This window comes from Polyangium fumosum (genome assembly GCF_005144585.1).
GTDB classification, from domain to species: Bacteria; Myxococcota_A; Polyangia; order Polyangiales; family Polyangiaceae; genus Polyangium; species Polyangium fumosum.
The window spans coordinates 1-16,144 of sequence record NZ_SSMQ01000030.1; the positions used below are offsets into that span (position 1 = coordinate 1).

General features: G+C 68.7%; 17 protein-coding genes. 8 read left to right on the forward strand and 9 right to left on the reverse strand.

Annotated elements, in window-relative coordinates:
- Positions 1–390 precede the first annotated feature (390 nt).
- From E8A74_RS26240 to E8A74_RS26260, 5 genes are all read left to right on the forward strand, one after another.
- Positions 391–597 carry a hypothetical protein gene (locus E8A74_RS26240; RefSeq protein WP_136931821.1) on the forward strand — a complete coding sequence of 69 codons (207 nt, stop codon included), beginning with the start codon at positions 391–393 and terminating at the stop codon, positions 595–597.
- 31 nt (positions 598–628) lie between these two features.
- Entirely contained in the window at positions 629–1,537 is a 909-nt protein-coding gene (locus E8A74_RS26245) for a hypothetical protein (RefSeq protein ID WP_136931822.1), read from the forward strand.
- A 168-nt stretch (positions 1,538–1,705) separates the two neighbouring features.
- Positions 1,706–3,394, forward strand: a complete 1,689-nt coding sequence (locus E8A74_RS26250; protein ID WP_136931823.1) for a PQQ-binding-like beta-propeller repeat protein — start codon at positions 1,706–1,708, stop codon at positions 3,392–3,394.
- 385 nt (positions 3,395–3,779) lie between these two features.
- Positions 3,780–4,688 carry a formylglycine-generating enzyme family protein gene (locus E8A74_RS26255; RefSeq protein ID WP_136931824.1) on the forward strand — a complete coding sequence of 303 codons (909 nt, stop codon included), beginning with the start codon at positions 3,780–3,782 and terminating at the stop codon, positions 4,686–4,688.
- Between the two features lie 32 nt (positions 4,689–4,720).
- Complete coding sequence (locus E8A74_RS26260) at positions 4,721–5,623, forward strand: metallophosphoesterase family protein (RefSeq protein WP_136931825.1); 903 nt, start codon at positions 4,721–4,723, stop codon at positions 5,621–5,623.
- A 90-nt stretch (positions 5,624–5,713) separates the two neighbouring features.
- On the opposite strand, the gene E8A74_RS26265 is transcribed toward E8A74_RS26260, so the two are convergent.
- Positions 5,714–5,935 (reverse strand): cold-shock protein, encoded by a 222-nt coding sequence (locus tag E8A74_RS26265; protein WP_136931826.1) that lies wholly within the window; start codon positions 5,933–5,935, stop codon positions 5,714–5,716.
- A 310-nt stretch (positions 5,936–6,245) separates the two neighbouring features.
- Here E8A74_RS26265 and E8A74_RS26270 point away from each other — a divergent pair, with 310 nt between their 5' ends.
- From E8A74_RS26270 to def, 3 genes are all read left to right on the forward strand, one after another.
- On the forward strand, positions 6,246–6,539 hold the full coding sequence (locus E8A74_RS26270; protein WP_136931827.1) for a hypothetical protein: 294 nt from the start codon (positions 6,246–6,248) through the stop codon (positions 6,537–6,539).
- Between the two features lie 109 nt (positions 6,540–6,648).
- Complete coding sequence (locus E8A74_RS26275; RefSeq protein WP_136931828.1) at positions 6,649–8,703, forward strand: ATPase, T2SS/T4P/T4SS family; 2,055 nt, start codon at positions 6,649–6,651, stop codon at positions 8,701–8,703.
- A gap of 134 nt (positions 8,704–8,837) precedes the next feature.
- Complete coding sequence (gene def, locus E8A74_RS26280) at positions 8,838–9,347, forward strand: peptide deformylase (RefSeq protein ID WP_136931829.1); 510 nt, start codon at positions 8,838–8,840, stop codon at positions 9,345–9,347.
- Positions 9,348–9,737: 390 nt separating this feature from the next.
- On the opposite strand, the gene ribD is transcribed toward def, so the two are convergent.
- The 8 genes from ribD to rpmF all read right to left on the reverse strand — a co-directional run bounded on the left by ribD (position 9,738) and on the right by rpmF (position 16,142).
- On the reverse strand, positions 9,738–10,868 hold the full coding sequence (gene ribD, locus E8A74_RS26285; protein WP_136931830.1) for a bifunctional diaminohydroxyphosphoribosylaminopyrimidine deaminase/5-amino-6-(5-phosphoribosylamino)uracil reductase RibD: 1,131 nt from the start codon (positions 10,866–10,868) through the stop codon (positions 9,738–9,740).
- 17 nt (positions 10,869–10,885) lie between these two features.
- Positions 10,886–11,347: a transcriptional regulator NrdR gene (gene nrdR / locus E8A74_RS26290; protein ID WP_136931831.1), complete on the reverse strand. Its 462-nt coding sequence runs from the start codon at positions 11,345–11,347 to the stop codon at positions 10,886–10,888.
- Positions 11,348–11,350: 3 nt separating this feature from the next.
- Complete coding sequence (gene fabF / locus E8A74_RS26295; protein WP_136931832.1) at positions 11,351–12,595, reverse strand: beta-ketoacyl-ACP synthase II; 1,245 nt, start codon at positions 12,593–12,595, stop codon at positions 11,351–11,353.
- A gap of 55 nt (positions 12,596–12,650) precedes the next feature.
- Positions 12,651–12,899 (reverse strand): acyl carrier protein, encoded by a 249-nt coding sequence (gene acpP / locus E8A74_RS26300; protein WP_136931833.1) that lies wholly within the window; start codon positions 12,897–12,899, stop codon positions 12,651–12,653.
- An 81-nt stretch (positions 12,900–12,980) separates the two neighbouring features.
- Positions 12,981–13,727, reverse strand: a complete 747-nt coding sequence (gene fabG, locus E8A74_RS26305) for a 3-oxoacyl-[acyl-carrier-protein] reductase (RefSeq protein ID WP_136931834.1) — start codon at positions 13,725–13,727, stop codon at positions 12,981–12,983.
- A gap of 3 nt (positions 13,728–13,730) precedes the next feature.
- On the reverse strand, positions 13,731–14,681 hold the full coding sequence (gene fabD / locus E8A74_RS26310) for an ACP S-malonyltransferase (RefSeq protein ID WP_136931835.1): 951 nt from the start codon (positions 14,679–14,681) through the stop codon (positions 13,731–13,733).
- A 77-nt stretch (positions 14,682–14,758) separates the two neighbouring features.
- On the reverse strand, positions 14,759–15,757 hold the full coding sequence (locus E8A74_RS26315) for a beta-ketoacyl-ACP synthase III (RefSeq protein ID WP_136931836.1): 999 nt from the start codon (positions 15,755–15,757) through the stop codon (positions 14,759–14,761).
- Positions 15,758–15,950: 193 nt separating this feature from the next.
- Positions 15,951–16,142 (reverse strand): 50S ribosomal protein L32, encoded by a 192-nt coding sequence (rpmF, locus tag E8A74_RS26320; protein WP_136931837.1) that lies wholly within the window; start codon positions 16,140–16,142, stop codon positions 15,951–15,953.
- Between the last annotated feature and the right edge of the window lie 2 nt (positions 16,143–16,144).

Sequence of the window (16,144 nt, forward strand, 5' to 3'; positions counted from 1 at the left end):
CCAGAGCTTCCGTCGCATCGTGGTACGGTACGAGCGCCACGTCGAAAACTTCCTTGGCTTTGTCCACCTCGGATGCATCGTCGTGTACCTCAGGAGACTCCTGGAAGATTTATGAGATGACTTCTAGGGCTCGCATGGCGCGCCGCGCGCCTTCGACGTCACCTGCCTTGATTGACGCGTCCAGGGCTGCCCGGAGTGCCACGGTAGCGGCGTCCAAGGGGTTCGTCGGGGGAGCCTCGGGCCCCTCCCGTTCTTGTCGGGATTCTGTCACGCTACCAGGAATCGCGGGGTTAGCCTCGCCGAACGGCTCGATCGGCTCGACAGAAGGAGCCTCGTTTCCCGCGGGTTCTAGCTCGATCGGGTCGAGATCATGGTTTCGAGACGGCGAAGATGCTGGAGCTCGGGTTCGACCCGAAGAACGGTCCCTGTGTGCTCCTGACGAAGGAGGCGCACATTGTGATGGGGAAAAAACTGAGGGAGGCGACGAAACGTCTTCCGGCGAAGTTCGAGAAACCGGACCTGTGGAAGATGTACCAGAAGGTGTACGAGGGGGAGACCGAATGGCTCAAGGCGATCCAGAAGTATTTTGTGGAGTAGGCTGCATCCCGGAAGCGGAAGGGCACACCGCATGAAGACCAGGGTCGAAGTGGAGTTCAACGGCAGGTCCATCCCAGGCGGAGAGCAGGTCGTCTTGGAAGCCGCGCGCTGTGGGGTGGACGTCGCTCGTGTCGAGGACATCGAGGTCCTCAACAAGACGTTCGTGGAGGTCACCCTCGACCACGACGACCCACGACTCCCCGTCCTGCTTCGACTCCTCCAGGATCGCGGGGTGAAAGTATGGGAACGGCGATGGGACGAGTATACGGAGGCGGAGTTTCACGCCGCGCCGCTCCTGCTGCTCGCCCCCCCAGCCTGGACCTACAACGTCAACGGCGGTCCGCGCTGGGGCACGCAGTACGACCTCTCGGCCGCTTGCCCGGTCTGCGCCGCGGGCGCGCGGCAAACGTCGGCGCTCATGGTCGATGGCGTCTACCGCGAGAATGTCGAGATGTTCGAAGAGAACCGCGCCGTGACCAGCAGGATGGAAATCCTCGTCGACGATCGGCTGGCCGAAACCCTCACGAGCGCCGGGCTCTCGGGGCTCTCCTTCCGCGGGGTGTGCCAGGTGCAAGAGGACGGGCGGCGCGTGGAGCTTCCCTGGCGCCAGATATGCGCGGCGCACACGATGCCCTCCGTGTCGCCACGCTCGATCGGGTTCGGGCCGCGGCGGGTCTGCCCTTCGTGCGGGCGTAGCGGGTTCTCCATGTTCGACGAGATGGTGCCCACGCGCCTCGCCTACCGGGCGCGGGATGTCGTCGGCGCCGAGGACGTGAATCGGATGTGGGAGTACTTCGGCGACGTGGAATGGAAGGGGGAATTGAAGACGGCCATGCTCCCGTATACCCACTTCCTCGTCACCCCCAAGGTCCGCCGCATTTTCCTCGACGCCGGCGTCACCGGGTTCGACTGGCTGCCGATTCGTGTCGTCGACGTATAGGCCCGCCTCCGCCCGTCCGCCCCCCACGCCCCGAGCCTCCCGCCCCGACCACCATTCCAACCGGCCTGCACGCAGCCAGCCACAGCGCAAGTCGGATCAATGCTCTCCTTCGGATCCACATCGTTTGCGATTCCATCGATCCGCGTATTCGATCTATTCTGGGCTTCCATGATACCCTCTCGTCTTGCTGCGCTCTCGCTCTTCCTCGGCGTTGTTGCGGCGTACGGCTGCGGGAAGGAGGAATCGGCGACCGAAGCCACCCAGGGCAACGGCGGCGGGGGCGGCGTCGGAGGCGCGAGCGGCAGCGGCGACGCAGGCGGCCAAGGCGGCGGCGGGAGCAGCGGCGGGAGCGACGGCCAAGGCGGCGCGACGTCCTGCACGCCGAACACGACCGAGCCTTGTTATGGCGGCCCCGCAGGCACGGAGGGCGTGGGGGTTTGCAAAGGCGGCACGCGCACGTGCAACCCCCAGGGGACAGGCTTCGGAGCCTGTGCGGGCGAGGTTTTGCCCTCGCAAGAGGACTGCGCCACGTCCGACGACGAGGACTGCGACGGCGCGACCCCAACGTGCGGGAGTGACAACCTCTGGAGCCGCAGGTTCGGCACGGGCGAAGGCCTCGGGCTCATCACCGGCAGCGGCGGGCACCCGATCCTCGTGGGCCGTTTTCCCGGCACCTTGAGCTTCGGCGGCAACACCCTCACGAGCTCGGGCGGCGACGACGCGTTCGTCGCCAAGCTCGACGGCGCCTCGGGGGAGCACCTCTGGAGCCGCAGGCTCGGCGGCGCCGAGGATCAGGCCGCGTGGAGCGTCGCCGAGGACCCCCAAGGCAACATCGTCGTGATCGGCGAGTTCCTCGGGCAGATGAGCGTCGGCGGCGGCAACACGCTCCAGAGCGAGGGCGGCTACGATATCTTCGTCGCCAAATACGACGGCACCGACGGCGATCACCTCTGGAGCCGGCGCTTCGGCAACAGCGAGGACCAGAACGCGCGCGGCGTCGCCATCACGAAAAACGGCGAGATCCTCATCACGGGCAGCTTCTCCGGCGGCGTCGATTTCGGCACCGGGCTGCTCGAAAGCGAGGGGAGCTTCGACGTCTTCGTGTTGACCCTCGACAGCAACGGCAACCCCATACGCGCCCAGCGTTACGGCGACGGCGAGGATCAAAACGGCCGCGCGATCGCCGTCGACGCGGGCGGAAATGCCGTGATCACCGGGGATTTCCGGGGGAGCATGACCTTCGGCGAGACCAAGCTCACGAGCGCGGGCGGCTTCGATCTGTTCGTCGCCAAGCTCGATCCAACAGGCGGCGTGAGCTACGCGCGGCGTTTCGGCGACATGGATCCGCAGCGCGGCTACGCCGTGCGCATGAACGCCATGGGCAACGCAGTCGTGAGCGGGCTCGTGCGCGGGACCGTGGATTTCGGCGGCAATGCGCTCACCGCGCAGAACCTCGACGTCTTCCTGCTGGAGCTCTCGCCAAGCGGCGGGCACGTGCGGAGCTTCCTCATGGGCGGTTCGAAGGCCGACAGCGCCGGCGGCGTGGCCCTCGGCGCCGGAGGCCGCTACATCATCGGGGGCGGATTCATGAAAGACGCGAATTTCGGCGGCATCGCGCTCAACGCGCAGGGAGGCGCGTCCTCACCCGACGCGTTCGTCGCGCGATACGACACCTCGGGCACCGTCCTCTCAGCAACGCCCTTCGGCGACAAGGACGACCAGCTCATCACCGCAATCACCACCGACGCCGCCGGCCGCATCTTCGTCACCGCCCAGACCTCCGGCGTGGTCGACTTCGGCCAAGGCCCGCTCGCAGGCGGCGCCGCAGATCTCGCCCTCGCCAAGCTCGCACCCTGACAGGAAGCACCACGCCGCGCCCCGGGGCTCCGCCCCGGACCCCGCGGGGGGCTGTCCGCCCCCTCGACCCCGGACCAGCCAGGGGCTGGACCCAGGGTTGAAAAACTGCGCTCCGCGCAGTTTTTCAAACAGGCCGACGAAGAAGCCGGGGGTACCAGCCGAACCCACAGCGCGGCTGTCTTGGTCGGCAACGCCGTCGCCCGTCTTGCCCGGGTCTGTTCGATGAACTGCGCATCGCGCAGTTCATCGAGCTTGGGTCCAGCCCCTGGCTGGTCCAGGTCCAGGGGCGGACAGCCCCTGGTCGGGGTCCGGGGTGAAACCCCGGCGATGGGGCGTTGTGGAACGGCGCGGGCGATCGGCGCGTCTGGTGCTACGCCTCTCTTCGATGCGCCTCGCGACGGTCGCCGCCCTCGCGCTCTTCGTGCTTGCCCCGTCCGGCGGGGCCGCCCGGCCCCCGCCTCCCCCTGAGGCGCCCTCGGCCCCTGCGCCGCAAGCGAACACGAAGGCCGGCATCGTCACCCTGCAAATCCCCGCGCCGGAGGCCTTCCTTCTGCGTGAAGGGACGTTCACCATGGGCTCGACGCCCACCGAGGTCGCGCACGCGCAGACGCTCTGCGCCCTGGAGCCGATGGGGCGCGAGTGCCCCGAGCAGATCTTTGGTGACGAGTACCCGCCCCACGAGGTCTACCTCTCGGACGTTTGGATCGATCGCACCGAGGTCACGGTCGCGCGTTACCGCCGCTGCGTGGCCGCGGGCCATTGCCTGGAGCCGCCGTACGCCTCGGGCGCGGCGCGCTTCGATCGGCCGGAGCTGCCGGTGGTGATGGTGAGCTGGAGTGACGCCGCCGCCTTTTGCACGTGGGCGGGCGGGCGGCTGCCGACCGAGGCGGAGTGGGAGCGGGCGGCGCGGGGCGCGCGGGGCCGGCGTTACCCGTGGGGCAATCTCTGGAACGGCGTGATCGTGAACCACGGCAAGCTCTCCTGGGACGAGCTCGACCCCACCGACGGCTTCCTCGAACTCGCCCCCGCGGGCTCGTTCCCGGACGGCCGGACCCCGGATGGGTTCGCGGACATGGCGGGAAATGTCGAGGAGTGGGTGGCAGACTACTACGCACCTCGTTACCAGGTCGGCAGTGTGATGAACCCGCGCGGCCCTTCGTCGGGGGAGGAGCGGGTCTTGCGGGGCGGCGGCTACGTGCATGGACGGCCGTTCTTGCGCGCGGCGTCGCGCCAGCACGACCTGCCGTCCATGCGCAGGCCCTGGCGCGGGTTCCGTTGTGCCCGCGACGCGTAGCGAAGGGCGCCCGGCGACATCATAGTGGGCGCGTGAAGATCGCCCACCTCTCGGATCTACACCTGCTCTCGCTCGAAGGCGCGGTGCCGATGCGCCTCTTCAACAAGCGCATGACGGGCTACATGAACCTGCGCTTCCACCGCAAGTCGGTCCACAAGCCCTTCGCCGTCGAGGCGGCCGCCGCGGAGATCCGGAGGCTCGGCGTCGACCACGTGGTCATCACGGGCGATGTCACGAACCTCGCCCTCGAGGTGGAGTTCGAGCTCGTGAAGAAGCTCGTCGAAGAGGACCTCGGCCTCACGCCCGACCAGATCAGCATGGTCCCGGGCAACCACGACACCTACACGCGCGGCTCCTTCCGCGGAAAGCGCTTCTTCCGCTACTTCGAGCCCTACCTCGCGACCGATCTGCCCGAGATCCCGGGCCCCTTCCCCTTCGTGCGCCTGCGCGGCCCGGTCGCGCTCATCGGCCTGTCGACGGCCGTGCCGAGGCTGCCGCTCGTCGCCGCCGGCGCGCTGCGCCCGAAGCAGCTCGGCGCCCTCTCGCGGGTGCTCTCCCACCCCGAGGTGCGCTCGCGCACGCCGATCCTGCTCCAGCACCACCCGTGGCACAATCCGCCGCGGCTCGCGAAGACGCTGCTCGAAGGGCTCTACGACGCCAAGGAAGAGGCCGCGCTTTTGCATGGGGTCGAGCGGGGCCTGCTCTTGCACGGCCACCTGCACCGGCGGATCCACCGGACGCTGCCGACGGCGCGGGGCCACATCGACGCGGTGGGCGCGACGAGCGCGTCGCTCCTGCACGAGAGCGACGAGCGCATGGCGGGCTTCAACCTGTACGAGATCGACGACGGCTCCGGGGCGATCCGAGCCATCACCTCGTGCAAGCTCGATCCCGTGACGAAGACGTTCTCCGAAGTGCCGATTCCGAAGGGATAGGCAGGAAGAAGGGCGTGGGACGCCCGAAACGAACCCGGCGCCTGCGGACGGTTCGAGCGTCCGAGGCGCCGGGGGGACGATCCGTTCTGCTCAGCTCGCGGCTGCGGCGAGGCGCATCACGTTGATGGCCTGCAGGCCCTTGGGGCCTTCCTTGATCTCGAACTCGACCGTCTCATCCTCGAAGAGGCGCTTGCGACCCGCGTCCGGTTGCTGGATCTGCGAGTAGTGGACGAAGACGTCGGGGCCCGTGTCCTGCTTGATGAATCCCCAGCCCTTCTCGTCATTGAACCACTTGACTTTGCCTACTGCCATAACTCCTCCAACTTCACGGTCTGCTCGCCGATCGCCGTCGATCCCCGCGATTTTGCGCGTATCCAGCGCACGCGCCCCCGGTCGAGCGGCGCCAAGGTAGACGTCCGCTCGTCCGACCGTCAAGCGCAGTGCCACGTGTAGGATGCACGCGGGCACACCTCCCACGCCTGACGCACACTGCGAAATCAAAATCGCGTCGCGCGTGACGCACGTGCGTAAAGGCGTTCGCTTCCAGAAAAAATATGACCGGGAAATGACCGGAAATCGGTGCCCCTTGCTTCGGCACGACCATCGCAAGGGGCGCCCTTCCATGGAGTTCCCCACCCCCAAAGCCGAGATCACGGGCGCCCCTTCCGAGAGGAGCGGTGACGCGACGCAGCGTCCCCGCCCTTATGAACACGCCTCCCGCGATCCGCGGGCGCTCCGCATCCTGGCAAAGACCATCTACCGCGAAATGCGTCAGGGCGGCCTCGCCGAAGAGGACGTGATGTCGGTCGCCGGCGAGCTGCTCTCCCTCGTCGCCGGGGACATGAAGGACCGCCGCGAAAACGGCGACCCAGCCTCGATCCCGCCTTCGTCCGCCCCCACCCGCAAGCCGCGCTGATCCGCCCCGCCTACGCGCGATCGTCCCCTCTTCGTTGACAGGCTGCTCGGGGCTTGCTCGTATTGCCGGGCGTGGCCCGGGATCCATCCCGCAAGGCCGCCCGAGCGGAATGATTTTCTCGGTCATCATCAGCGAGAAGGGCGGCGCCGAGCGCCGAGAAGCCTTCGATCGCGCGGAGATCAACGTCGGCCGCGTGCAGGGCAACGACCTCATGCTGCCGAAAGGCAACGTGTCGAAGCGGCACGCGCGCCTGGTCCTGCGTGACGGCCGCTTCATCGTCACCGACCTGAAGAGCACGAACGGCACGTACGTCAACGGCCGCAAGATCGGGCAGCCGACGATCGTCCGCGAAGGCGACAAGATCTACATCGGCGACTTCGTCCTGCGCATCGAAGCCGGCCCGGGCGCGCAGCTCGCCGGCGGGCGCATTCCAAGCGGCGAGTTCAACGCGATGCCCGAGGTGGGCTCGATGGACGGCCCGCTCTCGTCGCCCGGCGGTCCGCCCTCGGTCGTCCCTGCCAAACCCCGCGACAACGTGCTCACCGGCGAACAAGTCGCCGACGTGGTCAGTCACTTCCCGCTCGAGAACGATCCCGACGAAGCGCCCGTCCCCGTGCCCGCCCCGCCGCGCGTGCCCCGACCGACGCAAAGCACGAAGCCCAGCGGCTCGATGCTCTCGCCGACCGCGCTGTCGCCGCTGCCACCGCACACCGCCGCCGGCCCGCCGACGCTGAGCGCAGGCCCGCGGCCCACGGCATCGAGCATCCCCGCGCCACCCCAAAGCCCCTTCCCGCCGACCTTCGGGCAAGCCTTCCCGCCGCGGCACGCCGTCCCGCCCGGCCCGACGGCGGTGCCTCCGTCCCCGGTGAATCGCGTGAACTCGGAGCCGGTGCCAGGCCCGACAGCCGCGCACCGCGCCGCGCTCGTGACGCTCGTGGAGCGCGTGGCCGAGGGCATCGATCTCGCCTCGCTCGCCGCAGGTGCGGTCGTCTCGTCGACGTTCGCGACGAAGATCACGGCGGCGATCGAGGAGCGCGTGGCGGTGATGAAGACCGCGGGCCTCCTGCCGGACAGCGTGGGCATCGAGCAGCTCGTCGTGGAAGCGCGGCGCGAGCTTCTGGAGCTCGGCACCCTCGGCCCGCTGCTCGCCGACGACGACGTGATGGAGATCCACGTGCAAGGCAGCACGCGGCTCGTCGCATTCCGCAAGAGCCGAAGGACGCCAACAGGCGAGATGCCCTTCACGAGCGAGGAGGCCGCAGCGCGGGCGCTCGGACGGCTGCTCGTGCGCGCGGGGGCGTCCTTCGAAGCCTCCGGCGCGGTCGACGTGGTCACGCCGGAGGGAACGCGGATCCTCGGGGTCGCAGCCGCGCCAGGCGCGAAAGGTCTGCTCGTCGTGCTGCGCAAGCCGCAGCGGATCGAGGCGAGCACGCTGGAAGATCTCGTGCGCGCGGGGCTGCTCTCGCGGGCCGTGGCAACGCTGCTGTCGCAAAGCATGGCCGGGCGCGCGAACGTGCTCGTGGCAGGCCCGATGGGCTCGGGGCACGGGTCGCTCGTCGCAGCACTCGCGCAGAGCTTCAGCGCGGAGGAGCGTGTCGTGTCGCTGCAAGACGACGACGAGATCCCCGTGACCCACACGAACGCGCTGTCCATCGCGCTCGGCCCGAGCGCAGACGCAGCAGCAAACGCGACGCGCGTGGCAGCACGGATGCGGCCCGACCGACTCGTGATCGGCGCGCTCGCCGGCCCCGCAGCCTCCGAGCTCGTCGGCGCCCTCGGCGAAGGCGCAGGCAGCGTGCTCGCAGCGACACGCGCGCCGACGTTGCGCCACGCCCTCGCGCGGCTCACAGCCGACCTCGTGACAGCGCGCCCCGGCACGACCGTGGACGCAGCACGGGAGGCGCTGGCGAGCGCATTCGACCTCGTGCTCGAAGTGGCCCGGCTGCGCGACGGTCGCGCGCGTTTGATGCGGGTCGCCGATCTACGGGTGGAAGGCGGCGCGCTCGTGGCGCGGGACATCTTCACGTTCCTGATCGAACGGACCGCCGCAGGCGGAGCCATCGAAGGCAGCCTGCACCCCACAGGCGTGGTGCCAGCCCTCGTGGAAGATCTGGCAGCGCGGGGGACGCCGGTCGATCCGGCGATCTTCCGACGCGCGAAGTAAAAACACCGGCAAGCCGAGCGCGTCTTGACGAGTCTCGGCAGGACGACGACGTTCGACTAAGCTACCTTTCATGCGCTGTCCTGTCGCCAGTTACGTAGCGGCAGGGGCGGCTCGAAGGGCAACAAGAAGCGATCATGGCCATCCGCACCATCCTGCATTATCCCGACCCTCGCCTTCGCCAGAAGGCGCTGCCGGTCGAGCGCATCACGCCCGAGATCGAGCGGCTCATCGACGACATGGCCGAGACCATGTACGCCGCGCCAGGCGTAGGGCTCGCGGCGACGCAGATCGGCGAGCCCCACCGGATCTTCATCATCGACATCGCCGCCGAAGACGAGCCAAGCAACCTGATGGTCTTCGTCAACCCGGAGATCCTGTCGAAGGTCGGCGAAGAGGTGGGCGCCGAGGGCTGTCTGTCCTTCCCCGGCGTGAGCGAGGAGATCAAGCGCGCAACCGAGGTCCGCGTGCGCGCCCAAGGTCGCGACGGCAAGACGTTCGAGCTGGCCGCCGACGGTCTGCTCGCAGTGGCCATCCAGCACGAGCACGATCACCTCGACGGCGTGCTGATGATCGATCGCGTGGGCATGCTGAAGAAGCGCATCATCCAGCGCAAGATGCAGAAGCGCGCCGACGCGACGAGCTGACCCGCGCGTCGCCTTCCGTTTTATCTCGAATCATTGGAGGCGCGGAGCTGGGGCTTTGCCCCAGACCCCACCGGGGCTGTCCGCCCCTGGACCCGGACCAGCGAGGCGCTGGACCCAGGACGATGAACTGCGCGATGCGCAGTTCATCGAACAGCCGGGGTCAAGACGGGCGACGGCCCTGCCCGCGAAGACCGCGACGCGGACGCTTCGACTGGCTACGTGCCCGTCGCCAGCTTGAAACCCACGTCCGCGGTCTTGCCACCGGCCCGTTGGAAGAACTGCGCGGAGCGCAGTTCTTCCACCTTCGGTCCAGGCCGTGCCTGGTCCGGGTCGAGGGGCGGACAGCCCCCGCGGGGTCCGGGGCAGCGCCCCGGCGCGACGCCTGCTGGCTCAACGAGGAAACGAGAGCGGCCCGCTGACGTATGCGTCGCGGCCGCAGAGTGCCCAGCGAGGATCGACGATCCGCGGGGCCTCGCTTGGCGTGTCTGGGCCTGCCCAGTCGACGGCGCCGGGACGGCCGCGCGGCCCGAGCAGAATGGGTGCGATGAATGCGTGGAGCTCGTCTGCGAGGCGCGCTGCGAGCAGGCTGCCCGCGAGTTCTGCGCCGCCTTCTACGAGGATTGACACCACGCCCTGGGCTGCGAGGACGCGAAGCGCTGCCGACACCTCCACGCGGCCTTCCGCGGAGTTTGGCACGCGCAGCACCACGCAGCCTGCGTCGGCGAGTGCCTGCTCGTTCGCTCCGGAGGCGTCCTCGCCTGTGAGCACCCACGTTGGCACCTCGCGCGCGGTTTGCACGAGCCGGCTGTGCAGTGGCAAGCGCAGGTGCGTGTCGAACACTGCGCGTGTTGGGCAACGCCCTTGCTCGGCGAGCCCGGGCGTGCGCACCGTGAGGCGCGGATCGTCCGCGAGTGCCGTCCCGATGCCGACGCCGACGACGTCGTGTTGCGCGCGGAGCTCCTGCACCTTCGCGCGTGCCTCGGGGCCTGTGACCCACTTGGAGGCGCCGCTGCGGGTCGCGATGCGCCCGTCGAGCGAGAGCGCGAGCTTGAGCGACACGTAGGGCATGCCTGTCGTGATGAACTTCCCCCACGGCGCGATGAGCGCGCGCGCTTCGGCGCCTGCGACGCCGACGTCGACCGTGACGCCCGCTTCCGTGAGCCGCGCTGCGCCCCCGCCCTCGACGTTTGGGTTTGGATCAAGACAACCGATGACCACGCGGCGGATGCCCGCCCGCAGGATGTTGTCTACGCAGGGCGGCGTGCGGCCGTGGTGGTTGCAGGGCTCGAGCGTGACGAACAGCGTCCCGCCACGCGCGGCCTCGCCGGCGCGGCGCAGGGCTACGGTCTCGGCGTGTTCTTCCCCGGCGCGCACGTGGTACGACGTCGCGACGACCTCCCCGGCTTCGCTGACGACCGCGGCCCCGACCGGCGGATTCGGCGATGGCTGGGACTTCCTCGCCTCCTCGAGCGCGAGGCGCATCGTGGTGAGATCGAAATCGGGGTCGGGGGCAGTGGTCATGGGTCAGCCCGGATCTACTAGGGGCCCTTCGCCTTCACAAGCTTACCAAGCTCGCGGAGGAACTCGTCCACGTCCCGGAAGGAGCGGTAGACGCTGGCGAAACGGACGTAGGCGACCTCGTCGAGGTCGCGGAGGTGGTTCATCACCCGCTCGCCGAGCTCTGCGCTCGTCACCTCGCGCCGCTCGGACTCCTGCACCTCGCGCTCGATCGCGTCCACGACGACTTCCAGCCGGTCCACCGAGACGGGCCGCTTGTTGCAGGCGGTCCGGAGACCTCGCATCAGCTTGGCTCGATCGAATGGTTCACGCCGGCCGTCTTTTTTCACGACCGTCGGCAGGACGTCCTCGACGCGCTCGTACGTCGTGAATCGACGACCGCAGGCGGCGCACTCGCGACGTCGACGCACGACGTCACCCGAACCGGGCGCGCGGGACTCGACGACCTTGTCCTCGAGGTGCCCGCAGAACGGGCACCTCATCGCCTAGCCCTCGAAGCGGGAGAACACGAGCGCAACGTTGGTGCCCCCGAACCCGAACGAGTTCGACATGACGTTCCGGAGACGGCGATCCCGCGCGACGAGCGGGACGCAGTCGAGCACGCACTCGGGATCCTGCTCCTCCAGGTTTGCCGTGGGAGGGACCTTGCCGTCGTGGAGTGCGAGCACGGAGAGAGCTGCCTCGACCGCGCCCGCGCCGCCGAGCAGGTGCCCGGTCACGGACTTCGTCGAGCTCACCCAAAGCCCGTGCCCGGTCGCGTGCTCGCCGAACACTTTTACGATCGCGCGCGCCTCCTCGAGGTCGCCGTGCGGTGTCGAGGTGCCGTGCGCGTTGATGTACTCGATGTCCGTTGGCGCGAGCTTCGCGTCCACGAGCGCTTGCTTCATCGCGCGCTGCGCGCCTTCGCCTTCTGGCGCGGGCTTCGTCAGGTGGTACGCGTCGCACGTGGCGCCGTAGCCGGTTACCTCGCCGTAGATTTTCGCGCCGCGGCGCTTCGCGTGCGACAGCGACTCGAGCATGAGCGTCGCGGCGCCCTCGCCCATGACAAACCCGTCGCGGCCTTTGTCCCAGGGCCGGCTCGCCCGCGTGGGCTCGTCGTTGCGACGCGAGAGCGCGAACATCGCGCCGAAGCCCGCGGCGGCGAGGCCCGTGATCGTCGCCTCCGTGCCGCCTGCGACCATGAGGTGCGTGCGGCCGCGGCGGATCCACTCGAAGGCTTCGCCGATCGAGTGGGCGCTCGACGCGCACGCGCTCGTGTTGCAGTAGCTCGGCCCCTTGAGGTCGAGGGCCATCGCGACCTGGCCGGCGGCGAGGTTCGCGATGACCTGCGGGATGAAGTAGGGGCTGACCTTCGAGGGCCCCTTCTCAAGCAGCGTCTGCGCGTACTGGTACAGGTTCTCGAGCCCGCCGAGGCCGACGCCGATGAACGTACCGCACGTCTCGCGCTCCTCGTCGGTGAACTCAATCCCCGCGTCCTTGAGGCAGAACTGCGAGGCCGCGACCGAGAGATGGGCGAAGCGGCCCATCTCGCGGACCTTCTTCTTGGGGATGAAGTCTTCTGCGGCGAACCCCTTCACCTCGCCCGCGATGCGCGTCGAGTACTGCGACGCATCGAAGAGGGTGATGGGCCCGATCCCGGACTCGGCCGCGAGCACGGAGCGCCACGTCTCCACGGTGCCGATGCCGTTGGGGGTGACGAGACCGATGCCGGTGATGACGACGCGTTCCATACTCGCTTCGCCCAGGATGGACCGGGGACGAGGCCCTCGCTAGGGCTCTCGGGCGCTACTTCTTGATGTGCGAATTGATGTAGTCGATCGCATCCTGCACGGACCGGATCTTCTCCGTGTCCTCGTCCGGGATGTCGATCTCGAAAGCCTCTTCGAAGGCGAGCACGAGCTCCACGAGGCCGAGCGAATCTGCGCCCAGGTCGTCGATGAACGTCGACTCGGGCTTGATGTCCTTCTCGTCGACGTCGAGCTGTTCCTTGATGATCCGTTTGACCTCGGCCGAGATGTCGCGACCTTCCGCCATGGCGTCCTCCGGGAAAAAGCGGTCCCCTCCTAACCCATCGTTCGAGCTTTTGCACCACCTTCGTGGCGTGCGAAACGCTTTTTACATGTACATGCCGCCGTTTACGCGGATGGTCTCGCCCGTGATGTAAGAAGCGGCATCCGAGCAGAGGAACACCACCGCGGCAGCGACCTCTTCCGGCTTTCCGGTGCGACCGAGCGGAATGGCCTTCAGCATGCCTTCCTTCACCTCGGCCCCGAGCGACGAGGTCATGTCGGTGTCGATGAAGCCGGGCGCGACCACGTTCACCGTGATGCTGCGCGAGGCGTACTCGCGCGCGAGCGTCTTCGAGAGGCCAAGGAGCGCGGCCTTCGACGCGGCGTAGACCGCCTGCCCGGCATTGCCCATCTCGCCGACGATGCTCGACAGGAAGACGATGCGGCCTGCGCGGGCGCGCATCATCGGCTTGATGACCGCGCGCGCGCAGCCGATCGCGCCCTTCACGTTCACCGCGAAGACGCGATCGATCTCCTCTTCCTTCACGCGCAGGACGAGGTTGTCGACGGCGATGCCCGCGTTCGCCACGAGGATGTCGACGCGGCCGAGCCGCTTCGCCAGCGCCGCGATCGCCTCGTCGGTGGCCTGCATGTCGGCCACGTCGAAGCCGAGCGCCTCGGCCTTGCCGCCGCGCTCCTCGATCGCCTGCACGACGCGCCGCGCCTCTTCCTCGCCGCGCACGTAGTTGATGACGACGTGCGCGCCTTGTGCTGCGAGCGCCTCCGCCGTCGCGCGACCAATTCCTCGTGAAGCGCCCGTCACGAGCGCGACCTTGCCGCTCAGACCGAACATCTCTCAAGCCTCCAGGAATGCAGGCACCGCGTCGATCCCCGCCGGATCCGAGACGCTCAGCACCTTGATGGATTTCGCGATTCGCTTCCCGAGCCCGGCGAGCACCTTGCCAGGTCCGAGCTCGAGCGCGTGCGTCACGCCCTCGGCCGCCATACGCTCGACCGAAGCGGACCAGAGGACCGCGCCGTCGATCTGCCGCAGCAAGAGCTCGGCGACCCGCCCGGGATCGACGTTCGGCGACGCGTCGACGTTGGCGATCACCGGGAACACGAGCGGATGGATCACGACGCGCTCGAGTGCAGGCGCGAGTGCGTCGCGCGCGCTCCGCATGAGCGCGCAGTGGAAGGGCGCGCTCACCTTCAGCGGCACGGCCTTGCCGCCGCGCGCGACCACGAGTTCCCCCGCGCGAGCGACCGCGTCCTTGTGCCCTGCGATCACCACTTGCCCCGGCGCGTTGTAGTTCGCCGGCGAAACGATCTCCCCTGCGGCTGCCTCCTCGCAGATCGCCGCGATCGCATCGGCGTCGAGCCCCATGATCGCCGACATCGCCCCCTCCCCCGACGGCACCGCGGCCTGCATCGCGGAGCCGCGCAGGCGGCAGAGGCGCACGGCGTCTTCGAGCTCGATCGCGCCCGCGGCGCAGAGGGCGCTGTACTCGCCGAGCGAGTGCCCCGCGGCGAACACGGGCGGCGCTAAATCCGGGTGACGCTCGCGCAGCGCCGCTACGATCGCCGCGCTCGCCGCCACGATCGCGGGCTGCGTGTTCGCGGTAAGCGTGAGCTCCTCCATCGGGCCTTCGAAGCAGAGCTGGGAGAGCGGCTCGCCAAGCGCGGCGTCCGCACGCTCGAACGTGCGGCGCGCGGCCTCCGACGTCGCGGCGAGCTCCTTGCCCATGCCGACGAGCTGCGAGCCTTGACCAGGGAACAACCAGGCGACCTTCGTGCTTCGTTGCATCGACGCGGACTCCGTGGTGCTACGTCGCGAAAGATATTTTTGTGGTCAAAGGATCGGCGGAGACGCGAAAAAACGCGTCACATCCGCACGAGGGCGGCGCCCCAGGAGATCCCGGCGCCGAGGGCGCACATGAGGACGTTTTGCCCGGGCTTGATGCGCCCGTCGCGCACGGCTTCGTCGAGCGCGATGGGGATCGAAGCGCTCGACGTGTTGCCGTACTCCTGGATGTTGATGACGAACTTCTCCATCGGGAAGTTCAGCCGATCAGCGACCTGCGTGATGATGCGTAGGTTCGCCTGATGGGCGACGACCCAGTCGAGATCGGCGCTCGTCAGCCCGGAAGCTTTGAGGACCGCGGTCGACGCGCTCGTCAGGTTCTTGATGGCGGTCCGGAAGATCTCCTGCCCCATCATGTGGACCTTGTTGCGCTTCTTCGCGAGGCCCTCCTCCGTGAGCGGCTCGGCGGTGCCACCGCCCGGAATCGTGAGCGCATGCGCGAGCGAGCCGTCGGTGAAGATCCTCGTGGCGAACAGGCCCCGGCCGTCTCCCTCCGAGGGCCCGAGCACGACCGCACCCGCGCCGTCCCCGAAGAGGACGCACGTCGTCCGATCCTGCCAGTCGAGCAGCCTCGAGAGCAGCTCGACGCCGACCACGAGGACGCAACGCGCCGCGCCGGTGGCGATGAACTGATCGGCGATGGTGAGCCCGTAGATGAACCCGGCGCACGCGGCCGACACGTCGAAGGCCGGGATGTTGTCGGCGCCGAGCTTCTGCTGCACGTGCACGGCGCACGCGGGCATGGGGCTGTCGCCGCTGATCGTCCCGACGATGATCATGTCGATGTCGGCGGCGTTGAGACCCGCCGACTCGAGGGCGCGCCGCGCGGCGGCCGCCGCCATGTCGCTCGTGTTCTCGTTGTCGGCCGCGATGTGCCGGCGCCGGATGCCGGTGCGCTCCGCGATCCAAGCATCGGACGTGTCGACGATCTTCTCGAGGTCGACGTTGGCGAGGACCTTCTCAGGGACGTAGTGGCCGGTCCCGAGGATGCGACTCTTCGGTGTGGGGAGCGCGCTCATGGTGACAACGTAGCAGGGCGCCGAGGTGGCGCGTGTTCGAGCGATGGACCAAGGCCTGTGCCTCCGCGAAATTCTTCACGGAGTGCCGAGATCCATACACGCACGTGATGTCCGGCGCGCGCCCATCTCGAAGCCTCGCCCATCGTGGAGCGGGCGCCCTCCGAGACGGGCAGGCCGGGGAGATGCGGTGGACTCAGGTGGTCGTGGCCTTGACGGCCTTCGCCTTGCGACCCTTGTAGAAACCACAGGCGCCGCAGGCGCGGTGCGGAAGCGCCGCCTCACCGCAGTTCGGGCAGGCAACCACCTGCACCGGGGTGACCTTGTCGTGGTTCGCGCGCCGCATGTCGCGCTTGCTCGGGGTGGTTTTCCTCTTCGGGACGGCCACGG